19 protein-coding genes, 2 tRNA genes and 2 pseudogenes are annotated in these 26,591 nt (G+C 53.8%); 14 read left to right on the top strand and 9 right to left on the bottom strand.

All coding sequences use genetic code 11. The features are described from left to right. Positions 1 to 43: 43 nt before the first annotated feature. The 5 genes from prfA to kdsA are packed head-to-tail and all read left to right on the top strand — an operon-like array spanning position 44 to position 4,128. Positions 44 to 1,132 (top strand): peptide chain release factor 1, encoded by a 1,089-nt coding sequence (gene prfA, locus KDD30_RS11775; protein WP_211649896.1) that lies wholly within the window; start codon positions 44 to 46, stop codon positions 1,130 to 1,132. Further along, positions 1,132 to 1,977: a peptide chain release factor N(5)-glutamine methyltransferase gene (prmC, locus tag KDD30_RS11770; protein WP_211646053.1), complete on the top strand. Its 846-nt coding sequence runs from the start codon at positions 1,132 to 1,134 to the stop codon at positions 1,975 to 1,977. Before prfA ends, prmC begins: the two co-directional genes overlap by 1 nt. Positions 1,978 to 2,029: 52 nt before the next feature. Continuing rightward, a complete protein-coding gene (locus KDD30_RS11765; RefSeq protein ID WP_211646052.1) occupies positions 2,030 to 2,410 on the top strand; it encodes a SirB2 family protein in 381 nt (126 codons plus the stop codon). 5 nt (positions 2,411 to 2,415) lie between these two features. Beyond that, positions 2,416 to 3,231 carry a SirB1 family protein gene (locus tag KDD30_RS11760; protein ID WP_211646051.1) on the top strand — a complete coding sequence of 272 codons (816 nt, stop codon included), beginning with the start codon at positions 2,416 to 2,418 and terminating at the stop codon, positions 3,229 to 3,231. Positions 3,232 to 3,273: 42 nt separating this feature from the next. Next, positions 3,274 to 4,128, top strand: coding sequence for a 3-deoxy-8-phosphooctulonate synthase (gene kdsA, locus KDD30_RS11755; protein WP_211649892.1), 855 nt, complete (start codon positions 3,274 to 3,276; stop codon positions 4,126 to 4,128). Positions 4,129 to 4,257: 129 nt separating this feature from the next. Here the strand turns inward: kdsA and KDD30_RS11750 are convergent, their stop codons facing one another. After that, the gene (locus KDD30_RS11750) at positions 4,258 to 6,141 is read right to left on the bottom strand and encodes a methyl-accepting chemotaxis protein (RefSeq protein WP_211646050.1); all 1,884 of its coding nucleotides are present in this window, start codon (positions 6,139 to 6,141) and stop codon (positions 4,258 to 4,260) included. 363 nt (positions 6,142 to 6,504) lie between these two features. Between KDD30_RS11750 and KDD30_RS11745 the strand changes: the two genes are divergently transcribed. After that, positions 6,505 to 7,869, top strand: a complete 1,365-nt coding sequence (locus KDD30_RS11745; RefSeq protein ID WP_211646049.1) for a Na+/H+ antiporter NhaC family protein — start codon at positions 6,505 to 6,507, stop codon at positions 7,867 to 7,869. Between the two features lie 94 nt (positions 7,870 to 7,963). Here the strand turns inward: KDD30_RS11745 and KDD30_RS11740 are convergent, their stop codons facing one another. Next, positions 7,964 to 9,847 (bottom strand): methyl-accepting chemotaxis protein, encoded by a 1,884-nt coding sequence (locus KDD30_RS11740; protein ID WP_211646048.1) that lies wholly within the window; start codon positions 9,845 to 9,847, stop codon positions 7,964 to 7,966. Positions 9,848 to 10,460: 613 nt separating this feature from the next. Between KDD30_RS11740 and ushA the strand changes: the two genes are divergently transcribed. From ushA to KDD30_RS11725, 3 genes are all read left to right on the top strand, one after another. Then, positions 10,461 to 12,128, top strand: coding sequence for a bifunctional UDP-sugar hydrolase/5'-nucleotidase UshA (ushA, locus tag KDD30_RS11735; RefSeq protein WP_211646047.1), 1,668 nt, complete (start codon positions 10,461 to 10,463; stop codon positions 12,126 to 12,128). A gap of 144 nt (positions 12,129 to 12,272) precedes the next feature. Continuing rightward, positions 12,273 to 12,746 (top strand): Cys-tRNA(Pro) deacylase, encoded by a 474-nt coding sequence (gene ybaK, locus KDD30_RS11730; protein ID WP_211646046.1) that lies wholly within the window; start codon positions 12,273 to 12,275, stop codon positions 12,744 to 12,746. A 42-nt stretch (positions 12,747 to 12,788) separates the two neighbouring features. After that, positions 12,789 to 13,418: a LysE family translocator gene (locus tag KDD30_RS11725; protein WP_211646045.1), complete on the top strand. Its 630-nt coding sequence runs from the start codon at positions 12,789 to 12,791 to the stop codon at positions 13,416 to 13,418. Here the strand turns inward: KDD30_RS11725 and smrA are convergent. Together smrA and KDD30_RS11715 are read right to left on the bottom strand one after the other, a co-directional pair. Next, positions 13,415 to 13,996, bottom strand: coding sequence for a DNA endonuclease SmrA (smrA, locus tag KDD30_RS11720; protein ID WP_211646044.1), 582 nt, complete (start codon positions 13,994 to 13,996; stop codon positions 13,415 to 13,417). The two genes, KDD30_RS11725 and smrA, sit on opposite strands and share 4 nt — an antisense overlap. 120 nt (positions 13,997 to 14,116) lie before the next feature. Continuing rightward, entirely contained in the window at positions 14,117 to 14,260 is a 144-nt protein-coding gene (locus KDD30_RS11715) for a DUF3149 domain-containing protein (RefSeq protein ID WP_211646043.1), read from the bottom strand. Positions 14,261 to 14,734: 474 nt separating this feature from the next. Here KDD30_RS11715 and KDD30_RS11710 point away from each other — a divergent pair. Next, a tRNA-Pro gene (locus KDD30_RS11710) sits at positions 14,735 to 14,811 on the top strand. A gap of 387 nt (positions 14,812 to 15,198) precedes the next feature. Continuing rightward, positions 15,199 to 15,275, top strand: a tRNA-Pro gene (locus KDD30_RS11705). 1,038 nt (positions 15,276 to 16,313) lie between these two features. Here KDD30_RS11705 and KDD30_RS11700 read toward each other — a convergent pair. Both KDD30_RS11700 and KDD30_RS11695 read right to left on the bottom strand, forming a co-directional pair. After that, entirely contained in the window at positions 16,314 to 17,204 is an 891-nt protein-coding gene (locus KDD30_RS11700; RefSeq protein ID WP_211646042.1) for a TraB/GumN family protein, read from the bottom strand. A gap of 183 nt (positions 17,205 to 17,387) precedes the next feature. Continuing rightward, positions 17,388 to 20,098 (bottom strand): annotated as a pseudogene (locus tag KDD30_RS11695) (copper-translocating P-type ATPase). Between the two features lie 167 nt (positions 20,099 to 20,265). Here KDD30_RS11695 and cueR point away from each other — a divergent pair. Then, positions 20,266 to 20,715, top strand: a complete 450-nt coding sequence (cueR, locus tag KDD30_RS11690) for a Cu(I)-responsive transcriptional regulator (protein ID WP_211646041.1) — start codon at positions 20,266 to 20,268, stop codon at positions 20,713 to 20,715. Here cueR and KDD30_RS11685 read toward each other — a convergent pair. The 3 genes from KDD30_RS11685 to tesA form a co-directional block, all read right to left on the bottom strand. Beyond that, positions 20,709 to 21,563, bottom strand: coding sequence for a co-chaperone YbbN (locus KDD30_RS11685; RefSeq protein WP_211646040.1), 855 nt, complete (start codon positions 21,561 to 21,563; stop codon positions 20,709 to 20,711). The genes cueR and KDD30_RS11685 overlap by 7 nt on opposite strands. A 397-nt stretch (positions 21,564 to 21,960) precedes the next feature. Then, positions 21,961 to 22,788, bottom strand: coding sequence for an SDR family oxidoreductase (locus KDD30_RS11680; RefSeq protein WP_211646039.1), 828 nt, complete (start codon positions 22,786 to 22,788; stop codon positions 21,961 to 21,963). A 42-nt stretch (positions 22,789 to 22,830) separates the two neighbouring features. Then, entirely contained in the window at positions 22,831 to 23,430 is a 600-nt protein-coding gene (gene tesA / locus KDD30_RS11675) for a multifunctional acyl-CoA thioesterase I/protease I/lysophospholipase L1 (RefSeq protein WP_211646038.1), read from the bottom strand. On the opposite strand from tesA, the pseudogene KDD30_RS11670 reads away from it, so the two are divergent. Next, positions 23,429 to 24,102 (top strand): annotated as a pseudogene (locus tag KDD30_RS11670) (ABC transporter ATP-binding protein). The gene tesA and the pseudogene KDD30_RS11670 sit on opposite strands and share 2 nt — an antisense overlap. Beyond that, a complete protein-coding gene (locus KDD30_RS11665; protein ID WP_211646037.1) occupies positions 24,099 to 26,576 on the top strand; it encodes an ABC transporter permease in 2,478 nt (825 codons plus the stop codon). Before KDD30_RS11670 ends, KDD30_RS11665 begins: the two are co-directional and overlap by 4 nt. Positions 26,577 to 26,591 lie beyond the last annotated feature (15 nt).

Genomic DNA, 26,591 nt, shown 5'->3' with positions numbered 1-26,591 from the left:
GATCAGCCGCAGGCCGTGATTTAGGTCTGATGTTGTCAACATGATGAAACCGTCCATTTTAGCGAAATTAGAATCTCTGGTTGAACGCCACGAGGAAGTGCAGCACCTGCTGGGTGATGCCACCATTATTGCGAACCAGGATAAATTCCGTGCGCTGTCCCGTGAATATTCACAGCTGGAAGAAGTCAGCCAGTGTTTCCGGGCTTACCAGCAGGTTCAGTCTGATCTGATCACCGCAGAAGAAATGGCCGATGAGGATGATCCTGAGCTGCGTGAGATGGCACAGGAAGAACTCAAACAGGCCAAAAGTGAGATTGAGCGTCTGGAAGATGAGCTTCAAGTGCTGTTGTTGCCGAAAGATCCCAACGATGAGCGCAACTGCTTTATTGAGATCCGTGCCGGGGCGGGCGGTGATGAAGCGGGGATCTTTGCGGGCGATCTGTTCCGGATGTACAGCAAATACGCGGAAAGCCGTCGCTGGCGTGTCGAAGTGATGAGTGCCAGTCAGGCGGAGCATGGCGGTTATAAAGAAATGATTGCCAAGATCAGCGGCGAAGGTGCCTATGGCGTGCTGAAGTTTGAATCCGGTGGTCATCGCGTTCAGCGTGTTCCGGCAACTGAATCGCAGGGCCGTGTGCACACTTCGGCCTGTACTGTGGCTGTGCTGCCGGAAATTCCGGAAGCCGAAATTCCTGAAATTAATGCCGGTGATCTGAAAATCGACACCTTCCGTGCCTCGGGTGCCGGTGGTCAGCACGTCAACACTACAGATTCAGCCATCCGGATCACTCACTTGCCAACGGGCATTGTGGTGGAGTGTCAGGATGAGCGTTCTCAGCATAAGAACAAAGCAAAAGCGATGTCTGTGCTGGCAGCGCGTATCATCAAAGCAGAAGAAGAGAAACGTCAGGCGGAAGAAGCCAGCACCCGACGCAACCTGCTGGGTTCTGGTGACCGTTCAGACCGGATCCGGACTTACAACTATCCGCAGGGACGGGTCTCGGACCACCGTATCAACCTGACCATCTACCGCCTGAATGAAGTCATGGAAGGTGAGCTGGCCAGTCTGATCGACCCTGTGTTGCAGGAACATCAGGCCGACTTGCTGGCTGCGATGGCTGATCAGGGCTGATGAATCCTTCTATTGAAGCAGCCCTGAAACAGGCTGCAACCCAACTGACCCAATCCGGTTCGGACAGCCCGCACATTGATGCGGCTGTTTTGCTTTGCCATGTTCTGGACAAACCGCGCAGTTACCTGCTGACCTGGCCGGAAAAAGCGCTGACGGATGCAGAAAATACCGCATTTCAGGCGCTGCTGGCACGCCGTCAGCAAGGTGAGCCGGTGGCTTATATTGTCGGGGAACGCGAGTTTTGGTCGCTGCCCCTGAAAGTGGCCCCGCATACGCTGATACCAAGACCAGATACCGAGCGGCTGGTTGAACTCGCACTGGAGAAAATTCCTGCGGGTGCTGCCGTACTGGATTTGGGCACCGGGACCGGGGCGATTTTGCTCGCTTTGGCTTCTGAGCGGCCGGATTGTCGCTTTACCGGCATTGATCTGCGTCCGGAAGCGGCGGCACTGGCAGAAGAAAACCGTCAGCGTCTGCACTATGAGCATGTCCGGATTTTGTGCGGCAGTTGGTTCAGTCCGCTGCCTGACGATGAGCGATTCAGTGTCATTGTCAGTAACCCGCCATATATCGATGAAACGGATCCGCATCTCAGTCAGGGTGATGTTCGATTTGAACCTCGCAGTGCGCTGGTGGCGGAAGAGGCCGGATTGGCGGATATTCGCTGGATCTGCGACCATAGCAGACGATTTTTAAATCCGGAGGGCTGGCTGTTGCTGGAGCATGGTTATCAGCAGGGCGCGGCCGTCCGGGAAATATTTGACACACTGGGTTATCAGCACGTGATGACCGTTCAGGATTATGCAGGCCAGGACAGAGTAAGCTTAGGTTGCTGGTCGGACTGATGGAGACCTGCCGGTCAATATCATTCATGGAAACGATAAAGAGAAAAACCAGATGTACATAGCACTGAAACATTTTCATTTAACGATTATTGCGATGAGCGTGCTGCTGTTTGTCGTTCGTTTTGGCCTGATGATGGCTGATTCGCCCCTGATGCAGAAAAAAGTCCTGAAGGTTACACCGCATGTCGTGGATACCTTCCTGCTACTCAGTGGGGTCGGACTCATTGTTTATACCGGCTTCATGCCATTCAGCCCTGGTGCGGACTGGCTGAATGAGAAACTGACCTGTGTACTGGCTTATATTGCATTGGGCTTTTTTGCGCTGAAGTTTGGGAAGAACAAAGTCTTCAAGACCTTTGCCTTTTTGGGTGCACTGGGCTGGCTGGCGATGGCCGGCAAACTGGCGGTCACTAAAATGCCGCTGCTGGGGTAAGACAGATGCACTTTACTGAAGTAAGCAGCCGCAATTACGAAGCCATTACGCTGGTGGATGGTGCCATCGATATCATGATGGATCTGGAGCCGGGTTTTCCGTCTCAGTGGGTTCGCCTGCAACTGGATAAGCTGGTTCAGGAAGCTGAAGCGGCTTTGATGACGGAAACCAACCCGCATTTGCGTTTGGAAGGGCTGATCCGCCTTTTCTATCACGAATGGGGCTTTTGCGGGGACCGCAATCAGTATTACGCGGCAGAAAATGCCTATCTCGACAAGGTTCTGGAACGTCGTAAAGGCATTCCGGTGAGTCTGGGCGCAGTGCTGATGTATGTTGCGCAGCATCTGGAATTGCCGGTGTCCGGTGTGGCTTTTCCGACCCAGTATATTTTGCGTGTCGACTGGCCGGATGCACCGGTTCAGTTCATCAATCCGTTTGATGGTGAGTTCGTGAGCCAGCAAACCTTGGGGTCCTGGCTGAAAGGCCACAAAGGCCCGCTGGCGCCATGGCGCGACAGTTATCTGACGCCGACCAGCCACACCGATGTGCTGGCTCGCTGGCTGACGGTGCTGAAAAGCGCGCTGCTGCGTGAAGAACAGTACGCCGATGCACTGCGCTGCAGCGATCTGGCATTACTGCTGCGTCCTGGTGATCCGCATGAAATCCGTGATCGGGGCTATATTTATCAGCAACTGGAATGCAGCCATGCCGCAGCGATGGACTACAGCTATTTCATTGAGCAGTGTCCGGAAGATCCCGCAGCGGAACTGTTGAAGCTTCAGGTAAAAGTATTGAATGCGCAGGCACCGGTGCTTCACTAAGTGCCGGTGGCTGAAAAGAATCACAAAGAAAAGAAGAGAAGCATCATGGAACAGAAAGTGGTTCGTATTGGCGATATCGACGTCGCGAATGACAAAGCCTTTGTCCTGTTTGGGGGCATGAATGTCCTGGAGTCTCGTGATCTGGCGATGCAGATCTGCGAGCATTACGTCAAAGTGACGGAAAAGCTGGGCATTCCTTATGTATTTAAGGCTTCTTTTGATAAGGCGAACCGTTCATCGGTTCATTCTTACCGTGGTCCGGGTATGGAAGAAGGCCTGAAAATTTTTCAGGAACTGAAAGATACCTTTGGCGTGAAAATCATCACCGATATCCATGAGCAGTATCAGTGCCAGCCCGTGGCAGATGTGGTGGATGTGATTCAGTTGCCTGCGTTTCTGGCCCGTCAGACTGATCTGGTTGAAGCCATGGCAAAAACCGGTGCCGTGATTAACGTGAAAAAACCTCAGTTCATGAGTCCAGGGCAGGTCGGCAACATCGTCGAGAAATTTGCTGAGTGTGAGAACGATCAGATCATTCTGTGTGAGCGTGGTGCGCTGCATGGATACGATAATCTGGTGGTTGATATGCTGGGCTTCGATGTGATGAAGAAAGCTTCCAAAGGCAGTCCGATTATCTTTGACGTTACCCATGCACTGCAATGCCGTGATCCGCTGGGTGCTGCATCCGGTGGTCGTCGTGAGCAAACAGTCACGCTGGCGCGTTCCGGAATGGCGGCTGGCATTGCTGGCCTGTTTATGGAAGCGCATCCGAATCCGAATGAAGCGCGCTGTGATGGCCCGTCTGCATTCCCGTTGGACAAGCTGGAACCTTTCCTGAGCCAAATCAAACAGCTCGATGATCTGATCAAAGGCTTTGATGCGATTGAGATCGACTAAATCGCCCCAAATTTCATGTGCGAATCGCGCTTGAAACACAGGTGAAGCCAAGAAAAACAAAAGGGGTGTCTGACGACACCCCTTTCTATTTTGTGTTCAGAAAGCCGGTGACTGACCGGCCTTGTGGCATTACAGTTTAAATCGGCTGATTTCCTGTTGCAGTTCGTGAGACAGATCAGACAACTGCGCGGCCTGTTGGGCTGCTTCACCGGCTTCCTGCGCCAGCTCATTCGAGACATCCCGGATCCCTTCAGTATTGCGGGTGATCTCTGACGTCACAGAAGACTGTTCTTCCGCCGCCGACGCAATCTGCGTCGCCATATCGCTGATATTGGTGATGGCAGAAATGATCTGAGTCAGGCTGGCTGAAGCTGAGTTGGCATCATCCACACTGGTCTCCGCCAGACGGCGGCTGTCATCCATAATGCCTACGGCACGGCCTGTGGTCTGCTGCAGGGTTTCAATCATCTGCTGAATTTCCTGCGTCGATGCATGAGTGCGCTGGCTCAGCACACGTACTTCATCGGCCACCACGGCAAAACCACGACCCTGTTCACCGGCACGGGCCGCTTCAATCGCCGCATTCAGTGCCAGCAGGTTGGTCTGCTCTGCGATATTCTGAATGGTCGACAGAATGGTGGTGATACTTTGCGCGTGATGATTCAGCTCGCTGATGACATCCGTTGCGGTTTCCACTTCACCGGCCAGACTGGTTGTTGACGACTGACTCTGTTCAACCTGCTCCGCACCATGTTCGGCCGCTTTCACGGTATCTGTTGAAGTGCGGGCAGTATTGTCGGCATTGCCAGCAATTTCCTGTGTGGCTGCCGCCATTTCATTGATGGCTGTGGCCACCATGTTGATTTCATCCTGCTGGTGGCGGATGCGGGTGCTGCGCTCTTCCGCCTGAGAAGCGGTCTGGTGCGCCTGAGAACTGAGCGACTGAGAGACATCCCGCAGGCGCAACACCATGCCATGCATGTTGCCGACAAAACGGTTGAAGTTGTGGGCCAGCTGACCGACTTCATCATCGCTGCGTGGCTCCAGACGCTGGGTCAGATCGCCCTCACCGGTAGCAATTTCAGCCAGTGCTTCAGACACTCGGCCCAAATCGCGGAACAGGTAACCGACCAGCCAGGCCACCGCGGCCAGCACGGCCAGCGTAATTACGATTGAGGTCAGGATGAGCCGGGTCAGCAGTTCGCTCTGGCTGGCTTCTTCTGTCGCTTTGTCCATTTCCAGCCCAAGAATCCATGGTGTACCGGGCACTTCTGTGAAGTACAGCAGCTTGGCTTTCCCCTGAATGGTTTCATTCACAAGCGTTCGGGTGCTGACAGCTTTTTGAATCACGCTCATACTGAGCGCAGCATCATATTCACTGATTGGTTTGAGCAGCAGAGACTGATTGCGGTGCGCCAGAAACGTGTTGTCCTGAGTGTTGATCAGCATGGCTTCCGCGTTCTTGCCGGCATCCAGACTGATCACATCGGAAATCAGTTGATCAATCAGAACGTCAGAGCCGATCACAGCAGTTAATCGCCCGTTTTTGCTTACCGGTTCAGCAAGCGTGACCAAAAGTGCATTGGTAATGGCATCGCGGTAAGCCGTGGTAATAATAGGTTTGTTGGCTTTTTGTGCATCGATATACCACGGACGCTGACGGGGATCGTATCCGGCACGGTTTCGTTCCGGGTAGGAACGTACCATGCGGCCTTCCGCTGTTCCGAAATAGATTTCATCAAAGCCAGCAGAGTTTCGCGCTTGCTGAAGGTGCGGCACGGGCGCGTCAGTATCCAGATAGGGTTTAATCGCGCTGGTGACGCCACGGCGAATTTCTACCCAGTCGCTGATCCCTGCGGTTGCTGTTTTGCTCAGGCTGTCTGCTCGGCTGAAAATACTGTTTTGTGTTTGCTGATAAAGTTGGTTCGCGGCCAGCCAGGTCAGCGCGGTTGCCATAACCACGACGGCAGATAAGCTGGCACCTATGAGTTTTTGCTTTAGGGTCAGTTTCATGATGAGTCTCGATGGATGGAACGGAAGCTGAAATCGATGCTTTCTCATTTGTTGCACAAAAAATGTGACAAATGGAGAAAAAGAATCCTGAGAATTCTATATAGCTATACGACTGTTGTATATGTAAATTTAAGGATTTGATCTGACTGATAATTGACAGTAATAGGATAAAAATTTGTCATTCCTGTCAATCGGCCAGATATTCAGCGTATTGTATATATGCGGAGGGATATGCATAAAAGTTAATTTGGCGGCGTGAATTTCAATGCCATGCATATGGATGTTTAGACGTCTAGAAGTTGACACGTGTGAGTGCAGCAATTAGTCTAGGCGACCCATTTATCAGTATACCCTGTAGTCATTATGTCGTACGACCACACACAATCCTCTTCTGCCCCCATCAAACCGTCTGCGCTGGCGTTATTGCCACTGGCCGTTTTTCTGGCTTTGTTTATCGGTGTCGGGAGTTATCTGACCTGGCAGGGTATTGACTTTGCTTTTTATCAGTTGCCTGCGCCGGTTGCCGCTTTACCGGCTGTGTTGCTGGCCATTTTGCTGAGTAAAGACAAGCTGAATCAGAGCATTGAAAGTTTTATGCGTGGAGTCGGGCACAGCGACATCATTGCCATGTGCATGATTTATCTGCTGGCGGGTGCGTTTGCCGCTGTGGCCAAAGCCACCGGCGGTGTGGATGCAACGGTAAACCTGGGCCTTTCGCTGTTACCCGCCAGTCTGATTCTGCCTGGGATTTTCGTGATTGCGGCCTTTATTGCAACGGCGATGGGGACATCAATGGGAACCATAGCGGCGGTTGGCCCTGTCGCACTGGGGATTGCAGAAGTCGCGGGGTTGGATAAAGCCCTGACGGCTGGTGTAGTCCTGAGCGGCGCCATGTTTGGCGATAACCTGTCGATCATCTCGGATACCACGATTGCAGCCACGCGCTCGCAGGGATGTGCAATGCGCGACAAGTTCCGTGAGAACATTGCCATTGCGATACCGGCTGCGATAGCAGCGATTCTGTTATTCCTGTTTCACTCAGCTCCTTCTGAAGTGCCGACGGTTACTCGCATTGAATGGCTGAAAGTCATGCCGTATCTGACCATTCTGGTTCTGGCTGTCGCGGGTCTGAATGTGTTTGTGGTGCTCAGCCTTGGACTCATTCTGGCGGGGGGCGTTGGATTACTCTCGGTGTCCGATTACGGTCTGGCAAACTGGGGGCAGGATATCTATGCCGGATTCGGCAATATGCAGGAAATTTTCCTGCTGTCTATGCTGATTGGCGGGCTGGGGGAACTGATGCGTCGTCAGGGTGGTCTGGCGTTTCTGACCCGACTGATGAACAAGCTGATTGGGGCTTTCAGCAAGAACAACGGCGGAGAGCCATCGCAGCGAGCCAGTGAATTGGGCATCGCTGGCCTGGTCAGCCTGACCAATGTCTGTACGGCAAATAACACGGTCGCCATTATTGTTGCCGGGAGCGTTGCCCGTGAGCTGGCGGAGCAAAACAGCGTCACGCCGCGTCGTTCTGCGAGCCTGCTGGATATTTTCTCCTGCGTGATTCAGGGAATCCTGCCCTATGGGGCACAGGGGCTGTTGTTAGGCTCTGTGTTCGGGTTGTCACCGCTGACGGTGGTGAGTCATTCTTATTACTGCTTCTTCCTGGCAGCCAGCGCTTTGATTGCTGTGTTTGTGAAGCATCAGCAGCGAATGGCCGCGACAGCATAAGCCGGAATCACCCGGCATAAAAAAACACCCCGATATGGGGTGTTTTTGCAAAACGTTCAGAATCATCCGTAATACTGGCCGTCGAGGGCAGAAATCAGAGCTTGAATCGGCTGATTTCCTGTTGCAGTTCGTGCGACAGTTCAGACAACTGCGCCGCCTGCTGGGCTGCTTCAGTTGCTTCCTGCGCCAGCTCATTCGATACATCCCGGATCCCTTCGGTATTGCGGGTGATCTCCGAAGTTACAGAAGACTGCTCTTCCGCCGCCGACGCAATCTGCGTCGCCATATCACTGATATTGGTGATGGCAGAAATGATCTGAGTCAGGCTGGCTGAAGCCGAGTTGGCATCATCCACACTGGTTTCCGCCAGACGGCGGCTGTCATCCATGATCCCGACGGCACGACTTGTCGTCTGCTGCAGGGTTTCAATCATCTGCTGAATTTCTTGCGTGGACGCATGAGTGCGCTGGCTCAGCACACGCACTTCATCGGCCACCACGGCAAAACCACGCCCCTGTTCACCGGCACGGGCCGCCTCAATGGCCGCATTCAGTGCCAGCAGGTTGGTCTGCTCTGCAATATTCTGAATGGTCGACAAAATGGTGTTGATGCTCTGCGCATGATGATTCAGCTCGCCAATCACACCGGTTGCCGTTTGTACTTCTCCGGCCAGACTGGTGGTGGAATGCTGGCTCTGTTCGACCTGTGCGGCACCATCTTCCGCCGCTTGCACAGTTTCTGTGGACGTGCGGGCGGTGTTATCGGCATTGCCGGAAATTTCCTGCGTTGCGGCCGCCATTTCATTGATAGCCGTGGCGACCATATTGATTTCATCCTGCTGGTGGCGGATGCGGGTGCTGCGCTCTTCCGCCTGAGAAGCGGTTTGATGTGCCTGAGAATTCAGGGACTGGGAGACATCTCGCAGGCGCATCACCATGCCGTGCATGTTACCGACAAAACGGTTGAAGTTGTGGGCCAGTTGGCCGACTTCATCATCGCTGCGTGGCTCCAGGCGCTGGGTCAGATCGCCTTCACCGGTGGCAATTTCCGCCAGCGCTTCAGACACCCGGCCCAAATCGCGGAACAGGTAACCGACCAGCCAGGCCACCGCAGCCAGTACAGCCAGCGTAATCAAGATTGAAGCAAGGATCAGCCGGGTCAGCAGCTCGCTCTGGCTGGCTTCTTCCGTCGCCTTGTCCAATTCCAGACCTAAAATCCACGGTGTGCCGGGAACTTCGGTAAAGTAGAGCAGCTTCTCTTTTCCTTTGATGGTTTCATTCACAAGGGTCCGGGTGCTGACGGCCTGATGAATGATACTCATATTTAAAGCTGAATCGTATTCGTTGATGGATTTCAGCAGTAACGACTTGTTGGGATGTGCTAAGAATGTGTTGTCCTGAGTATTGAGCAACATCGCATAAGCATTTTCACCGACATCCAGGCTGATGACATCTGAAATCATCTGATCGATCAGAACATCTGAACCCACGACGGCAATCAGTTGACCGTTTTTCTTCACAGGCTCGGCCAGTGTGACCAACAGGGCATTGGTCACGGCATCATGATATGCCTCGCTGATGATCGGTTTGTTTTCAGACTGAGCACTGATATACCAGGGACGAACACGAGGATCGTAACCTGCACGGTTGCGTTCTGGATTTGAACGAACCATGTTGCCAGAGGGGGTTCCGAAATAGGTCAGGACAAACCCGCCGGCATCACGTGCTTGCTGCAGATAAGGCACTGGATCTTCTGCCTCAATATAAGACTTCATTGCCCCGGTAATATTACTGCGAATATGGATCCAGTCACTGATCCCTTTGGTTGCAGTTTTGCTCAGGCTGTCCGCCCGGTCAAAAATGCTGTTTTGAGTTTGTTCATGAAGTTGGCTTGCCGCCAGCCAGGTCAGCGCGGTGGCCATCACCACAACGGCAGACAAGCTGGCACCAATGAGTTTTTGTTTGAGCGTCAGTTTCATTTTAGGTCTCGACGAAGGAACGGATGCTATAGGCGGTGTTTCTCATCAGGTTGCACAAAAGCTGTGACAAACAGACGAAACAACGCAGAGATTCTAATGAGTAAAACGACGCTTGTATGTCCAAACTTAAATATTAGATGCGGCTAATGTTGTGATGTCATAGGCATGTTTCGGTGCTTTCAGAGCATAACTCCACCTGATTCAATACATTAGAAAGATGTGAAACACCTGATGATTTCCTGAGAAAAATGAATCACAAATTTTGAGTTGCACAAATAATCATCGATTTTCAGGACGGTTGCGGATAGATGTGTGACTTGTACAATTTTGTGCTTATCTATTTCTGCCAACCGCTGGGATAACCTTGCGGAGAGCGAAGCTTGAGGCAGTGTGATTTCGATTCATAAACGCGATGAAATCATCCCTGAAAAGGGTAATATTGTTGCTATCTCCTTCAAATTAAAAAATGGTATCGATTGCATAGTGATCACCCTAACACTCTGATGAAATCACTTGCCACCGCGAAGAGTGATTCCTTTACACTGAGCGCTGTTTTGGTACTGCCACCACCATGGAGGGGCGGCAACCTTGAAACTGCGTAAGGTGAAGACAAATGACAAAAAAACTGTTTACCCGCACAACATTAGCTGCAGGTCTGTTCATGGCACTGACGGGGTGTGCAAGTCAGGAGCAGGCTGTCGGCTGGCAGCAAGACCAAACTTATCAATTTACAATTCTGCATACCAATGATCACCATGGCCGCTTCTGGACAAACCGCGATGGCGAGTATGGAATGGCGGCGCGCAAGACGCTGCTTGATCAGCTTCGCACTGATGTAACCGCGCAAGGTGGCACCAGCCTGCTGTTATCCGGCGGGGATATCAATACCGGTGTGCCTGAGTCCGACCTGCAAAATGCGGAACCGGATTTCAAAGGCATGAACCTGCTGGGTTACGATGCCATGGCGGTGGGTAACCATGAGTTCGACAATCCAATTGAGGTTCTGCGCAAGCAACAAGGCTGGGCGAACTTCCCGATGCTGTCTGCCAATATTTATGACAAGGCAACAGGCGAACGCCTGTTTCAGCCGTACCAGATTTTTGAACAGCAAGGGATCAAGATTGCCGTTATTGGTCTGACAACTGAAGATACCGCCAAGATCGGTAACCCCGAGTACATCGGCAGCATCGAGTTCCGCGATCCGAAAACGGAAGCGCAAAAGGTGATCGCTGAACTGAAAGCGAACGAAAAACCGGATGTGATTATTGCGACAACCCATATGGGTCATTACGCCAATGGCAAACATGGCGTGAATGCGCCGGGCGATGTTGCTCTGGCCCGATTCCTGAAAGAAGGCGATCTGGATCTGATTGTAGGTGGTCACTCACAGGAACCGGTGTGCATGGAAGGCCAGAATCTGGCAAAGCCGAACTTTGCACCGGGTGATGAATGTCAGCCGGATCAGCAAAACGGCACCTGGATTGTTCAGGCCTATGAATGGGGCAAGTACGTCGGTCGTGCGGATTTCGAGTTTAAAAATGGTGAACTGAATCTGGTGAGCTACAACCTGATTCCGGTGAATCTGAAGAAGAAGATTAAGCTGGCCGATGGCTCTTCTCAGAAAGTCTTTGTGGCGCAGGAAATCCCTCAGAATGAAGACGTTAAAGCGTTCCTGACCCCTTATCAGGAGCGTGGCCAGGCAAAACTCAACATTCAGATTTCTGAGTCGAACGGCAAGCTGGAAGGGGATCGTAACGTGGTCCGGTTCCAGCAAACCAATCTGGGGCGTTTGATTGCCGCATCACACATGCAGCGTGCCAAAGCTGATTTTGCTGTCATGAATTCCGGTGGTGTGCGCGATTCGATTCCGGGGGGTGCGATTACCTATAAAGATGTGCTGAAAGTTCAGCCGTTTGGCAACATGGTCACTTATACCGATATGACCGGTGCTGAAGTGCTGGATTATCTGAATGTAGTGGCAACCAAACCGGTGGATTCCGGTGCTTACGCGCAGTTTTATGGTCTGACGATGGAAGTTCAGGACGGCCAGGTTCACCATGTGAAAATTGGCGGCAAAGCGCTGAACCCAAGTCAGGTATACCGTTTCACCGTACCAAGCTTTAATGCAGCGGGTGGGGATGGCTATCCGAAACTGACCAATCATGCCGGTTACGTCAATACAGGCTTTGTGGATGCGGAAGTGCTGAAAGATTATCTGGAGGCGAATCGTCCAATCAATGTTCAGGCTTTTGAACCCAAAGGTGAAGTGGTTTACCGCTGATCGCGTATCATCCTGAATGGGAAAGCTCATCCGGTCGACGGGTGGGCTTTTTTATGGGTGCGACGCGAGCGATTTCCTGCTCATTCTGGCGCCGTGAGGCCGCTTGGGTATATAGTGATGCCGATGAATCTGTCGGAGGAAAGGATGACACCTGCAATTAATCTGGCTAAAAAACATAAAATTGCTCATCAAGTCCATCAGTATCAGCACGATCCCAATAACAGTAACTTTGGCATGGAAGCGGCCGAAGTGCTGGGACAGGATCCGGCGAAAGTCTTTAAAACCCTGCTGTTTGCCTGTAATGGGGATCCGAAACAGCTGGCGGTGGCAATCGTCCCTGTCGCTGGCATGCTGGATCTCAAAGCTGCCGCAAAAGCAGCGGGTGCCAAAAAAGCAGACATGGCGGATCCGGCCATCGCGGAAAAAACCACGGGCTACATTGTCGGCGGGATCAGTCCCCTGGGGCAGAAAAAACGCCTGCCGACCTTTCTGGATGACTCGGCCGGGCAGTTTGACACCATCTGTGTCAGTGCCGGACGTCGCGGCCTTGAAATTGAGCTGGCACCAGGCGACCTGTTGCAACTGACTGGCGGCGAACTCGCCCCGCTGGCCCGCTGAAGCGGTTTCATTTTTTCATCCCTTGCCTGACAGGAGACACGGATGACTTTATCGATCTGGCTATCGTTGCTGATGATATGCATGCTGGGGGCCATGTCTCCGGGACCAAGCCTGGCTGTGGTGGCTAAACACAGTCTGGCCGGTGGCCGTTTACATGGGATAGCGACGTCCTGGGCGCACGCGCTGGGAGTCGGGGTGTATGCGCTGGTCACTTTGCTGGGACTGGCTGTCGTACTCAGGCAATCGCCGGTGTTATTTCAAGTGATTACGTACGCAGGCGCGGCTTATCTGGCCTATCTGGGTTGGAACGCATTGCGCTCCAAGGGTGGCGTCGCGGCGAAGCTGGCGGCGGGTCAGTCTGCCAGTCTGAAAGAAGCCGCGCGGGATGGCCTGATGATTTCCATCCTGAATCCGAAGCTGGCCCTGTTTTTTCTGGCTTTGTTCAGTCAGTTTGTGGCTGTGGGCAGTGAGTTGAGTGATCGCGCGATCATCGTTGCCACCCCTTTGCTGGTTGATGGCCTGTGGTACACCCTGATTGCACTGGTATTATCGCGCCCTGCGGTGCTGGAAGCGCTGCGAAACCGTGCACAGTTGATTGACCGTTTATCGGGCATCGTGCTGCTGGCGTTGGCGTTGCGGGTGATCTGGCAGGCATCATTGCCTGCGTTTTAGCTCTGGCGTTTCTGGTGTCGCTCTCTGTTTTCCAGCTTTCTCTCCGGGCTTTTTTTCAGCATCACATAAAGCGCACCATTGCCGCCATGCTGTCGTAGTGCAGAGTGGTAGCCCATCACATCACTGATTTGTATCAGCCAGGTCGCGACATAGCTTTTCATCAGGGCAGGTGGATTGGAACGTTCGCCTTTGCCGTGCACAATCAGCACGGTGCGAATATCCATTCGCTGACACTGTTTCAGGAAACTGAGTACCTCGTCTCTGGCTTCTTTCAGGGTTTTGCGGTGTAAATCAAGCCGGGCCTGAATGTCGTATTTTCCCAGTCTCAGCTTGCGGATCACGCCATCCTGAACTCCGTCGCGTTTGAAATCCAGCATATCATCCGGTTTGACCCTGTTGGCATAATCCAGCGACAGATATTCCGGATCGCTGTCTGCCAGACTTTGCGCGGCGACCTGACGGGCAAGCTGAGCTTCAGAGACGTGATGCTTTTTTTCCAGGGTCACTTTGTCCTGTTCCAGAGGCGCGACATCAGCCATCATTTCACGGAACAGATCCAGTTCATCTTGATCAGACATGGTGCTGTATTTTCTACTGCGGAATTTAAAGCGATTATACGTGGCTGGCGGGGAAAAAAAAGAATCCTGGGGCCTGTCAGTTTCCGCAGGATTCAATCAAAGTTGGAGATAACGGGAACATTACTGCTGATTTGCATCAGCTTTCATTGCTTTATAGACGAAATAGCCGCCATAAAAAATCATCAGTCCCAACGCGCCGAAAATCACGATCATTGATGACAAACCGACTGGGTTACCGAAGAGCAGATCTAGCCAAAATTCCATGTGATATCCTCCGTCAGGAAACTAAAACCAAGCTTAAATCAGCATGGACAGCGGCTGGATGATCTGGATCAAGTCCGTTATCGATTGGTCGTTTGAATGCATATTTGGTGATTCATCTACAAAAAATGGCTGAAATGTTGATTTCATAATCAAGTGATAGGCTTGGGCGGAAATTTTTTTTCCATCCCCTTGCGTTCGTTAAATTTGGCAGTATTATAGGCCACCTCGAAGGGCAATCAGCTTTTTGATGATTATCGGTAAAACGAAAACAGAATTATCGGTGAATAGCGCAGTTTGGTAGCGCATCTCCGGATTTTGAGAATAGCGGACCAGAGGAATCCCTCTGGAACTAATCTCAAAGTGAAAACAGAATTATCGGTGAATAGCGCAGTTTGGTAGCGCATCTCCGGATTTTGAGAATAGCGGACCAGAGGAATCCCTCTGGAACTAATCTCAAAGCGAAAACAGAATTATCGGTGAATAGCGCAGTTTGGTAGCGCATCTGGTTTGGGACCAGAGGGTCGGGGGTTCGAATCCCTCTTCACCGACCACTTTCAAACGTGACTTGGGTTAGCCTGTTAAGTCGGCTTATACTTCAATAGTAACAAGTCTCGTTTTTAAGGCTGTCATCAGTCTGAACAAATTATCGGTGAATAGCGCAGTTTGGTCGCGCATCTCCGGCTCTTGGGAATAGTGGACCAGAGGACCCCTCTGGAACCAGTCTCAAAGCGAAAACAGAATTATCGGTGAATAGCGCAGTTTGGTCGCGCATCTCCGGCTCTTGGGAATAGCGGACCAGAGGACCCCTCTGGAACCAGTCTCAAGCTGAAAACAGAATTATCGGTGAATAGCGCAGTTTGGTCGCGCATCTCCGGCTCTTGGGAATAGCGGACCAGAGGACCCCTCTGGAACCAGTCTCAAGGCGAAAACAGAATTATCGGTGAATAGCGCAGTTTGGTAGCGCATCTGGTTTGGGACCAGAGGGTCGGGGGTTCGAATCCCTCTTCACCGACCACTTTCAGAAAGCCCGCTCATTGAGCGGGTTTTTTGTATGTGCAGGATTCGGCACTTGTGCCTGATAACCCCCTCCTAACCTCCCCCTTGAAAAGGGGGAGGAACTGATCGCGTTAGCTGTGCGCACTGACTTTCCCTCCCCTTGGCAAGGGGAGGGCTAGGGTGGGGTTCGTGAAGCGAGCACGGATTCGGCTTTGGCGCTGGTGCCTGATAACCCCCTCCTAACCTCCCCTTGAAAAGGGGGAGGAACTGATCGCGTTAGCTGTGCGCACTGACTTTCCCTCCCCTTGGCAAGGGGAGGGCTAGGGTGGGGTTCGTGAAGCGAGCACGGATTCGGCTTTGGCGCTGGTGCCTGATAACCCCCTCCTAACCTCCCCCTTGAAAAGGGGAGGAACTGATCGCGTTAGCTGTGCGCAGTGACTTTTCCCTCCCCTTGGCAAGGGGAAGGCTAGGGTGGGGTTCGTGAAGCGAGCACGGATTCGGCTTTGGCACTTGTGCCTGATAACCCCTCCTAACCTCCCCCTTGAAAAGGGGGAGGAACTGATCGCGTTAGCTGTGCGCACTGACTTTCCCTCCCCTTGGCAAGGGGAGGGCTAGGGTGGGGTTCGTGAAGCGAGCACGGATTCGGCTTTGGCACTTGTGCCTGATAACCCCCTCCTAACCTCCCCCTTGAAAAGGGGGAGGAACTGATCGCGTTTGCTGTGAGCACTGACTTTTCCCTCCCCTTGGCAAGGGGAGGGCTAGGGTGGGGTTCGCGAAGCGAGCACAGATTTGGCTTTGGCGCTGGTGCCTGATAACCCCCCTCCTAACCTCCCCCTTGAAAAGGGGGAGGAACTGATAGTGTTTGCTGCGCGCAGTGACTTTTCCCTCCCCTTGGCAAGGGGAGGGCTAGGGTGGGGTTCGCGAAGCGAGCACAGATTTGGCTTTGGCGTTGGTGCCTGATAACCCCCTCCTAACCTCCCCCTTGAAAAGGGGGAGGAACTGATCGTGTTTGATGCGCGCAGTGACTTTTCCCTCCCCTTGGCAAGGGGAGGCTCGGCTAGGGTGGGGGTTGTGAAGCAAGGCCGGATTGGCAGGAGACCGGTTGCGCGGTGTTGATTTGCTCAACGGTGAAGCCCTGCTTTTTCAGTAATGCCGGTAATCCATATTCACCTATCATGTGGTACGCACCCACCACGACCAAAAATGTCCCTTTCTGATATTGTGATCCATGGGCTAACTGCGTGGCCCAGTTCTGATTACGACGGATCAGCAGTCGCTGTTCAGTGTCGTCAGACAGGGCAATGTCCTGACTGAGCTCGGTCAGAACGGCGTTATTCCCAGTCTGCCAAGCGGTGAGCAGGCATTGCAGCTCTTCTTCCAGCAAGTGCCATTCCCGAAGTGTCACCTGAAGCAGATCCAACCCGTGATCCGGCAAACTGTTCAGAATCCGGAATTGTTCCGCAATACCTTCCAGTTCGTAAATGGGAAGCGACTCTTTCTGGGCCTGATAAAAGAGAGTTTGGTCAATGCCCTGATCCGGGGTCAGTCCCAATTTCAGCGACTGCGCCATTTGCAGTTGCATGGCGGTCAGCCAGGGGGGACCTTCCAGTAAGTGATAGGTGGACAGTTGATATTCAGCAGCCAGATCTTTGAGCTTTCGTAAATCGTCCGGCGGCAGCAGCTTTCGGGTGAAATGGGCTTCAGGGATCGCAGGCATTTCAAAGTGCTTTTGAATATTGGCTTCCAGAATCAAGCCATCGGCATCCGGCCAGTATCGGGTGAATGCGGTTGGCAGCGGGTAAAGCTGATGATTGCCGACATGGATGGAACCCATCATGACGAATTGACGTTGCGGGTCTTTTGCCAGCCAGACCTGCGGCTCTGCTGAGGTTGCTGTGCTGAAAAAAGTCAGCAACAGGCTGGCTTTGGTAAGAAGCGATCTGAACATATGCAGTCCATTGGATCCGGTGTGCAGACAGCGTATGGAAAACGGCGATGACAGGCAAGTTTTGACAGGAGAAAAGGCGGCTGAAAATCAGCTTTCAGCCGCAAGTTTGCTTATTTATCCGGATGGAGCCAGAACCACCAGACAATCAAGCCAATGGCGAGGGCTGCAAGTAATGCCATCATGTCAGGCCTCCTTTGCTGAATGGGTTTGTGTGGTCGCACTGCCGGGGCGGAACAACCGGAGCCGGTTTGCGTTACTGACGACGGTAATGGAGGACAGCGCCATTGCCGCGCCCGCAATCACCGGGCTGAGTAAACTGCCGGTAAACGGGAACAGGATCCCGGCCGCCAGCGGAATACCCAGAGTGTTGTAGATAAACGCACCGAACAGGTTCTGTTTCATGTTGCGCAGCGTGGCTGAAGACAGTTCCAGTGCATCCGCCACACCGTGCAGTGAATGGCGAACTAACGTCAGTTGGGCGCTTTCGATTGCGACATCACTGCCGCTGCCCATGGCAATCCCGATCTCTGCCTGTGCCAGTGCCGGTGCATCGTTAATCCCGTCACCGACCATGGCGACATGCTTGCCGGATTGCTGCAGGCTAGCGACCTGCTCTGATTTGCCGTCTGGCAGCACACCGGCAATCACACGGTCAATGCCAGCCTGACGCGCGATGGCTTTCGCGGTACGCTCGGTATCCCCCGTGAGCATGATAACGTCAATCCCTTTGTCTTTCAGACGTGCCACCGCGGCTTTGGAATCCTGACGCAGCGGATCACTGATCCCGAGGATCGCGGCAAGCTGTCCGTTGACGGCCACGAAGATGGCCGTGGCGCCTTCGTCTGCCAGCGCGTGTGCATCGGCCTCGTGGGCATCGGTTTCCACGCCTGATTTTACCATCAGGGCTCGGTTCCCCAGCAGAATCTGATCGGTACCGACCTGACCGATGACGCCATACCCGGCTTTTGCATCGAAGTTTCCGGCGGATTGCAATTGCAGTGCTTTGTCTCTGGCGGCTTGCACAATGGCTTTCGCAAGCGGGTGTTCGGCCCCCTGCTCAAGACTGGCTGCCAGCGTCAGCACCTTTGCCTCAGTGTGTTCGCCATAATAATGGCTGTGTGTCAGTACCGGTTTTCCTTCGGTCAGTGTGCCTGTTTTGTCCAGCACCACAGTGTCGATTTTGGCAGCCAGCTGCATGGCATCGGCATGGCGGATCAGAATTCCGTGTTCAGCAGCCCGCCCCAGCCCGACAGTGACGGACATGGGCGTTGCGAGGCCTAACGCACAGGGACAGGCAATAATCAGCACTGTGGTCGCGGTGATCAGCATATAAATGGCGACCGGATCCGGACCCAGGTAATACCAGAGGGTGGCCGTGATGATCGCGATGATCATGACGGTCGGGACAAAAATTGCTGAAATGGTATCGGCCATTTTCGCCAGTGCCGGCTTACTGCTCTGTGCCTGACGAACCAGGCCAATGATCCGGGCCAGCAGGGTTTGATTCCCGACTTCTTCAGCCCGAAACAGCAGGCTGCCGCTCTGGTTCATGGTGCCGGCATGTAATTTATCGCCCGGTTTCTTATGGGCAGGCACGGGTTCACCGGTCAGCATGGATTCATCCAGATAGCTTTCGCCGCTTTCGATCAGGCCGTCTACCGGCACTTTGGCGCCGGGGCGTAATCTGAGCTGCATGCCGGGCTGGATTTCTGACAGCGGCACCTCGCGTTCGCCGGAGGCGTCAACCAGAATGGCCGTCTGCGGCTGAAGATCGATCAGTTTTTCCAGCGCTCTTGAGGTCCGTCCCCGCGCTTTGGCTTCCAGTGCGTGACCGAGCGTAATCAGACCCAGAATCATGGCTGAAGCTTCAAAATACACATGCCGCGCCTGTGCCGGAAACCAGTCGGGCTTGAGCACCACGAACATGGAGTAGAACCAGGCGGCACCGGTTCCCAGCGCCACCAGAGTATCCATGCTGGCTCTGTGATGACGGAACGCTTTCCAGGCATCTTTGAAATAGTGACCGCCGCTGTAAACCAGCAATGCCAGCGTCAGCAGACCAATCCCCCCCAGGCCCACTGGCTGGTAGCTGATTCAATCATCATACTGCCGCCGAACACGCCCCAGGCCATCAAAGGTACACCCAGCGCCAGCCCGAGGGTGGCATTGGTCAGGTGTTGGCGGTAAGTGGCTTGATTCTGCGCCTGCTGACGCTCTCTGCGGGTGGCTTCATCTTCACTGAGTTCGGCGCCGTATCCGGCATCTGAAACGGCCTGTGAAACGGTTTCCGGATCAATCTCGCCCTGAACCAGCGCGGTTCGTTCCGCAAGGTTCACGTTGACACGGGTCACGCCATCGACTTGCCGGATTGCCTTCTCGACGGAGGAGACACAGCTCGCACAGGTCATCCCGGAGATCAGGAAGTAGCGGCTGTCGGCATCGCTTGCAGCATGGGCGTTCGCCGGTTTCGGTTGCGTAACGCCTGCCGGGGCAGAGGTGTCGCTAACAACGGTATTGTCAGGCGCTGCTTCAGAAGCGATGCCTTCTTCAGATACTTCCGGCACCTGATACCCTGTCGCCTGAATGAAAGCGATGAGTTCATCTTGGGGGATGGCGCCGACGACCTGAGCTCGTGTTTTACTGACTTCTGCGCGGGCAATCCGGCTATCTTCTGTCAGGGCTTTGGTCAACTTGGCGACACATTTGCCGCAGGATAAACCAGCCAGCGGCAGGTCGTGATGATAGCCGGCTTCGTAGCCGAGCTTCTCAATGGTGCTGATCACCTCTGTGAGCGCAACCGGGCCAGTAATATGGGCTGTCTGCGTATTCACATCGACTTGCTCCACACCCTCAAGGGCCTGAAGTGCCTGAGTAATTTTACCTGCGCAATTCATACAACGGACTTTGCCGAGCGGCAGCGTCATCTCAATGCGCGTCGGGGAATGTGTTGAAACTGTCATGGGCTTCCTTTATACCAGTCATCTCATGTAAGCTGAAGCATAAAGCTTCCAGTTAATGGAAGGTCAAGGCGCATATACATCTTTTTTCAGTGGGGGGGAACATGAACATCAGTGACGTTTCAAAACAGACCGGTCTGACCAATAAGACCATCCGTTTTTATGAGAGCAAAGGGATGATCAGTGAACCGATGCGGGGCGAGAATGGTTACCGCCGATACAGTCAGAAGCAGGTGAATGAGCTGCTAATGATCAAACGTTCCCGCCTGGTAGGGTTCAGTCTTGAAGAAAGCCGTGAGCTGTTGAGTTTATCCCGGGATCCGGAACGAAAAAGTGCGGATGTGAAAGCCAAAGCGGAACAGAAGCTCTCTGAGATTGATCATCAGATTCAGGAACTGCTGGCGATGAAACAAAGTTTACAGAGCTTGATCAGTCAGTGTCCGGGGAATCAGCAGCCGGGCTGTCCGATTATCGATGCGCTGACGCAAGACAACGCACCGGATGAAGTTTCGTCCCTGCAGGATTGCTGCCAGCAGGGACGTCTGGATCAGTAAAGCAGAGAATAGAGCTGGCGACGGTACTGAGCCGCGATCGCGTTCCCCTGACCCAGCGCGGCCAGAATATCCATCATGGTTTTCTTGGCATTGCCATCGGCGAAGTTCAGATCGTTGCGCAGCAGGCCAATCAGAATGTCCAGCGCTTCCTGCTGACGGCTGACCTGGCTGTACTGAATCGCCAGTTCGTAGGCCAGTTGGCCATTGCCCGGATCTGCCGCCAGTTTTTCTTCCAGCTGACGAATTTCCGGGGAGTCGCTGGCCTGACGATGTAATTCCAGTTTCGCGATGAGGCTCTTGTAGTAACCATCCTGATCCTGCAATGGGATCTGCGACAGCAGGGTTTCCGCTTCATCGAACTGTGCGGTTTCCAGCAGACATTCAGCCATCGCCAGTAATACCTGACTGTTGCCAGGCAGGCTGCCAGCCAGTTCACGCAGCACAGGCAGGGCTTCGTTGTAAGCCTGCTGGCTGACCAATTGAATGGCCTGATCAAGCTTCATTTCTTCTTCGCTGGGCAGATGTTTGTTCAGCATCTGGCGCAGGCTGTCTTCCGTTTGTGGTCCTGCAGCACCGTCAACCGGCTGTCCGTTACTGAAGACGGCGACCGTCGGCAGGCTCCGGACACCAAACTGAGCGGCGACCATTTGCTGGGTTTCACAGTTCAGGGTTGCCAGCACAAACTGACCGGGACGCTGGGCGGCCAGACGTTCCAGCACAGTGTTGACTTCAGCTGTTTCTGGCATTGACGGCGCCCAAAAGCTGATCACCACCAACTGTTGCATTGACTGCTCAATCACCTGATGCAGATTGGATTCGTTCAGTTCAATCGCTGTTTTGTCATTCATACCGGGTGTTTCCGTGATCGTTTACAAAGTGATGTTCAAGATGTTGGGCTTGTTGGCAGGAAAATCAAGGGAAAAGGGTGAATTACGCGGGTTAGCGCCGGGATCATTGAAAAAAACGGAGAGCCTGGCTCTCCGCTAGAAGTGGAAGGTTAAAAGCAGAGCAACAGCAACACAGAGACAGACCGCATTGACCTGACGTAATGTCATGCCGATTCCCCCGAAAAATGGTTTGAATAGAGATCGCTGGCCCCCCCGTGCGCAGGAAAGCACCAACTTGGGAACAAGCGTAGAATTCCCAGATGACACATTCATGACATCGCGCAATAAAATGTAGGAAGCGATCCCAGATTTCAGTGAAGTGGGATCAATCTCAAGTTTTCAACGTATTGTTTGAGATTTAATCGCTTTTTGCGAGAATTTTGTCCAGCCATAGCACGGGGAGGATTCGGCGTAAGAACCCAAAAATATACGTTGGCTGGGTCACGTAATAGCGCGGTGCTGGCTTGTCTTTTTCAAGGATCTCCAGCAAGGGTTTCAGTACGGCTTCAGGTGTCAGGGTGAATTTGTTGGATGGTGACGGCTTCCCCAGCCGGTCGAGTGTTTTCTGATAGCTTTGCTGATGGCGCGAGGCGTTCATGTCAATCTGAGCTTCGAACTGACGTTTGGCATTGGCCCGGAACTGGCTTTCAATGGGGCCCGGCTCGATCAGACTGATCTGAATCGGGCTGTCGGCCAGTTCGAGGCGCAGGGTATCGGTGTATCCTTCCAGCGCAAACTTGCTGGCGTTGTATGCCCCGCGATATTTCATAGCCACTAACCCCAGTACGGAGCTGTTCTGGACAATTTTGCCATGGCCTTGTTGCAGCATCACGGGGATGACCGCACGGGTCAGGGTATGCCAGCCAAACAGATTGGTTTCAAACTGCTCGCGTAGTGCATCGGTTGGTAAATCTTCCAGTGCTCCCGGCTGACCATAAGCCCCGTTGTTAAACAGCACATCCAGTCTATTGTCTGTGATGGCTAATGTGTTTGCGAGCCCCTGTTCGATGGATGCGGTATCGGCCAGATCCAGCCGGACGCATGCCAGTCCTTCCTGTCGGAGTCGGTCGACATCTGCTTGCTGGCGGCAGCTGGCCACCACCTGATAGCCCGCCTGATGGAGGGCGTGTGCGCAATGGTAGCCAATACCGCTGCTGCATCCGGTAATGAGAATCGCAGGCTTCATCTTGTGTCCTTACTCGGGAAAATCAGAGATTGTAAAATCTGGTTACAAAAAAGGTGTGATGGCTTCTGTCATGAATTGTGCAATCCAAGGCTGCGCCTCGGCAGTCGGGTGAAGGCCATCTGACATCATCCATTCATCCCGTAAAATCACTTCTTCCAGAAAGAATGGCAGCAGGGGCAATTCGAAGGAAGCACTGAGTTTCGGATAGATGGCTTCAAACTGGCTGGTATAGCGTTTGCCGTAATTGGGCGGGATGCGGATTTGCATCAGCATGGGTTCAGCACCGCTATTATAAATAAGGTCAATGATTGCGGTGAGGTTTTTCTCCACCGTCGCTGGTGGGAAACCCCGCAAGCCATCATTCGCACCCAGTTCAATAATGACGTAATCTGGCGAATGTTGTTTCAGTAACTTAGGCAGACGGGCCAGTCCATTTCCTGTGGTATCGCCGGAAATACTGGCGTTGACCACTTTTAATTTCAATCCGTCGCCATTCAGCATCGGTTCCATCAGACGTGGCCAGCTTTGCTCGGCCCGCATCTGATAGCCAGCGCTCAGGCTGTCTCCAAAGACCATCAGGGTCGCAGCAAAACTGCTGACCGGGGTCATAACAAGTAATAACAGTGCAAGGATCCGCATCATGTCTATATCCGTGATAAAAGCGCAATCAGTTTCCAAACAGGTGACCACAGCCACCACGACTCTGACCATTCTGCAGGATGTTTCGCTTGAGGTCGAGCAGGGGGAAAGTATTGCTTTAGTGGGCGTTTCCGGTGCCGGGAAATCAACCCTGATGACTCTGCTGGCCGGATTGGATATTCCGAGTCACGGAGACATTGAACTGCTGGGGCAGTCGCTCGCTTCCATGGATGACGAATCCAGAGCGGCGCTGCGCAGTGAAGCTGTCGGCTTTGTCTTCCAGAGCTTCCTGTTGATCCCTTCTCTGACAGCGTTGGAGAACGTCACGCTACCGGCCATCATCAAAGGAGAATCGGGCGATACGGACCGGGCCGCTGAACTCTTACGACAGGTCGGGCTTGAGGGGCGAGAAACGCATTTGCCAGCCCAGCTCTCGGGGGTGAACAGCAGCGTGTTGCGCTCGCGCGTGCCTTTATGACAGCGCCTCAGGTGCTGTTTGCGGATGAACCGACCGGCAATCTGGATCAGCACACAGCCGCGACCATCATTGACTTACTGTTTGCGCTGAACCGGGATCATGGCACCACACTGGTGCTGGTCACGCACGATACTCAGTTGGCCGGGCGCTGCGATCGGGTCATCCGGATTCATGGCGGACGTGTGGAGGCGGCATGACCGAGATGAGTGAAAGCCAAACCCCGGCGAAGCCGAAAGGTCACTCCCTGCTGCTGAAATGGAGCTGGCGTGAGTTATGGCAGGGACAACTCTGGCCGGTAGCCGTCGCCCTGACGCTGATTATTGCCTGTGTCTTTGCGCTGGCATCGCTGGTGGTGCGGGTTGAGAAAATCATGATTGATCAGGGACGCAGCATGATTGCAGCGGATTTGGTGCTGCGTTCAGCCAATCCGGTACCGGATTCTGTCCTGGATTCTGCCAGAGCACTGGGGATGACCACCACAGAGCAAACCCGGTTTGGCACCATGGCGTTCAGTGATCAGGCGATGCAACTCGTCAGTGTGAAGGCGGTATCGAGTGCATTTCCGCTGCGTGGTGAACTCGTGCTGAAAAGCTCACAGCAAACGCAGCATGAAGTAAAGCCCGGTGAATTGTGGTTATCGGAGCGGTTGTTTGCGCTGCTGGCGGTAAAACCAGGTGATCCGGTTGCGATCGGGAATGCGGAACTGACCGTGGCGGGGACCATTGTTTCTGAACCTGAATTATCCTTTAACCCCTTCAGTCAGATGCCGGGTGTATTGATCCATCAGTCTGATCTGGCGGCGACCGAAGCGATTCAGCCGGGCAGTCGGGTGCGTTACCGGGCTTATTTTAACGGCGATGAAGCCCAACTGAAACAGTTGCAGGCGCAGGTGTCCCTGACGCCGGATCAGCGCTGGATCAGTGAAACCTCACAGGGGCGAACCGGCGATATGATCGAACGGGTGCAGCAGTATCTGTCCCTGACGCTGATTCTGGTGATCTTGATGGCCACCGCAACGCTGGTCCTGACCTGCATGCATTACACCGCCAGCCGGACCGAAACCGTGGCTATGATGAAAAGTCTCGGTGCCCGGAAAGGGTTTCTCTGGCGCTGGCTGGCACGTCAGCTTGGCCTGCTATTTACGATGGCAGCAGTGGCCGGATTCAGCCTTGGCATGCTGCTGGAATGGTTGCTTCGTTTACCGCTCACCGATGTTTTGCCACAACCTTTGCCAGATACCGGTGCCATGCCCTGGCTGGCCAGCTTGCTGGTTGCGGTTCTGGTGTCGGTGCCGGGCATCGGCATCGCGCTATGGCGGCTGCTGGACGCTCCCGCGCTGGCCGTGATGCAGAAGCAGGCCATGGGTGCAACGTCCAACGTCCGCTATTTGCTGATTTTGGTGCCGGTTGCCGCCTTGCTGCTCTGGGTGGGTGACAATCCGCTGATGTGGCTGACACTGGCGGGGCTGGCCGGATTACTGGTGGTGCTGGCCGGACTCGGGTTACTGATCGTCAGGGGCCTGCGTCGCCGCAACTGGGGACCGGCGATGACGCTGGCACTGAGCCGGATCGGACGCAGCCCGCTGGCAACCGGCGCGCAACTGGCGGCACTGACCAGCTCTCTTATGTTGCTGGCGGTGATCTGGTTGCTGCGCACGGATTTGCTGCAAGACTGGCAACAGACGCTTCCGCCGGATGCCCCGAATGTGTTCGCGCTCAATATCAGTCCGACGCAACAGCAGCCGTATGTGGATGCGCTGGATGACTCTGGCCTGATCCGCTCCGACAGTTATCCGATTGTGCGGGGGCGTCTGGTGACGATTAACGGCGTGAATCCGAGAGCGGAAGGTCAGGCGTCTGATGCGGCGGGGGATGATCAGCAGGAAGGCGACGAATCGCTGCGCCGTGAACTGAATTTCACCTGGCGCGACACGCTGCCGGTCCACAATACGCTGGTCGCAGGTGAGTGGCGGAACACACCCGGCGGCGTCTCTGTCGAGTCTGAGGTCGCGCAGCGGCTCGGGATCAAGATTGGTGACACCTTGGGATTCAACGTGAACAGCCAGCCGTTTACCGCCACGGTAACCAGCTTGCGTGAGGTTGAATGGCGTAACATGCGGCCGAACTTTTACTTCATTTTTACGCCGGATGTGATGGCGGATTTACCGGCGACCTGGCTGGTCAGCTTCCGGGTGGCTGCCGATCAGAGTGAGATTGTGAATCAGCTGGGCCGGGACTATCCGACAGTCACCCTGCTGGATCTGAGAACTATGGCGACCCGGATCCAGGCCATTTTGCAGCAAGTGTCTCTGTCGTTGTCGGTACTGGCTTTGCTGGGGGTATGCAGCGGGCTGTTGCTGGTTCTGACGCTGCTTCGTCTGAGCCTGTCGCAGCGCCAGCAGGAAATCAAACTTTACCGCACACTCGGTGCCAGCCGTCGCCGCATCCGCTCAACGATCTGGAGTGAATATGGCCTGATGGCGGTGCTGGCGGGTGGGATTGCTGTGGTGGGTGCCGAGGCGCTGGTCGCCGCGCTGATCAAATGGGGATTTGAACTGCCAGTATCGTTGCATCCGGGCCTCTGGCTGGTCTTGCCGGTGTTGTCTGTACTGCTGATCCTGCTGATTATCAGCTCCATGATGAAGCAACTGTTGCGCCCGCTGGGGAAATAACGGCTGCAACACAAT

The sequence above is a fragment of the Photobacterium sp. GJ3 genome (genome assembly GCF_018199995.1).
Lineage (GTDB): Bacteria > Pseudomonadota > Gammaproteobacteria > Enterobacterales > Vibrionaceae > Photobacterium.
This window is presented reverse-complemented; position numbering and strand designations above follow the sequence as displayed.

What these genes read in the sequence shown, in the direction of transcription:
- prfA (WP_211649896.1), top strand. Translation starts at nt 44, where the DNA reads ATGAAACCGTCCATTTTAGCGAAATTAGAATCTCTGGTTGAACGCCAC.
- prmC (WP_211646053.1), top strand. Translation starts at nt 1,132, where the DNA reads ATGAATCCTTCTATTGAAGCAGCCCTGAAACAGGCTGCAACCCAACTG.
- KDD30_RS11765 (WP_211646052.1), top strand. Translation starts at nt 2,030, where the DNA reads ATGTACATAGCACTGAAACATTTTCATTTAACGATTATTGCGATGAGC.
- KDD30_RS11760 (WP_211646051.1), top strand. Translation starts at nt 2,416, where the DNA reads ATGCACTTTACTGAAGTAAGCAGCCGCAATTACGAAGCCATTACGCTG.
- KDD30_RS11750 (WP_211646050.1), bottom strand. Translation starts at nt 6,141, where the DNA reads ATGAAACTGACCCTAAAGCAAAAACTCATAGGTGCCAGCTTATCTGCC.
- KDD30_RS11745 (WP_211646049.1), top strand. Translation starts at nt 6,505, where the DNA reads ATGTCGTACGACCACACACAATCCTCTTCTGCCCCCATCAAACCGTCT.
- KDD30_RS11740 (WP_211646048.1), bottom strand. Translation starts at nt 9,847, where the DNA reads ATGAAACTGACGCTCAAACAAAAACTCATTGGTGCCAGCTTGTCTGCC.
- ushA (WP_211646047.1), top strand. Translation starts at nt 10,461, where the DNA reads ATGACAAAAAAACTGTTTACCCGCACAACATTAGCTGCAGGTCTGTTC.
- ybaK (WP_211646046.1), top strand. Translation starts at nt 12,273, where the DNA reads ATGACACCTGCAATTAATCTGGCTAAAAAACATAAAATTGCTCATCAA.
- KDD30_RS11725 (WP_211646045.1), top strand. Translation starts at nt 12,789, where the DNA reads ATGACTTTATCGATCTGGCTATCGTTGCTGATGATATGCATGCTGGGG.
- smrA (WP_211646044.1), bottom strand. Translation starts at nt 13,996, where the DNA reads ATGTCTGATCAAGATGAACTGGATCTGTTCCGTGAAATGATGGCTGAT.
- KDD30_RS11715 (WP_211646043.1), bottom strand. Translation starts at nt 14,260, where the DNA reads ATGGAATTTTGGCTAGATCTGCTCTTCGGTAACCCAGTCGGTTTGTCA.
- KDD30_RS11700 (WP_211646042.1), bottom strand. Translation starts at nt 17,204, where the DNA reads ATGTTCAGATCGCTTCTTACCAAAGCCAGCCTGTTGCTGACTTTTTTC.
- cueR (WP_211646041.1), top strand. Translation starts at nt 20,266, where the DNA reads ATGAACATCAGTGACGTTTCAAAACAGACCGGTCTGACCAATAAGACC.
- KDD30_RS11685 (WP_211646040.1), bottom strand. Translation starts at nt 21,563, where the DNA reads ATGAATGACAAAACAGCGATTGAACTGAACGAATCCAATCTGCATCAG.
- KDD30_RS11680 (WP_211646039.1), bottom strand. Translation starts at nt 22,788, where the DNA reads ATGAAGCCTGCGATTCTCATTACCGGATGCAGCAGCGGTATTGGCTAC.
- tesA (WP_211646038.1), bottom strand. Translation starts at nt 23,430, where the DNA reads ATGATGCGGATCCTTGCACTGTTATTACTTGTTATGACCCCGGTCAGC.
- KDD30_RS11665 (WP_211646037.1), top strand. Translation starts at nt 24,099, where the DNA reads ATGACCGAGATGAGTGAAAGCCAAACCCCGGCGAAGCCGAAAGGTCAC.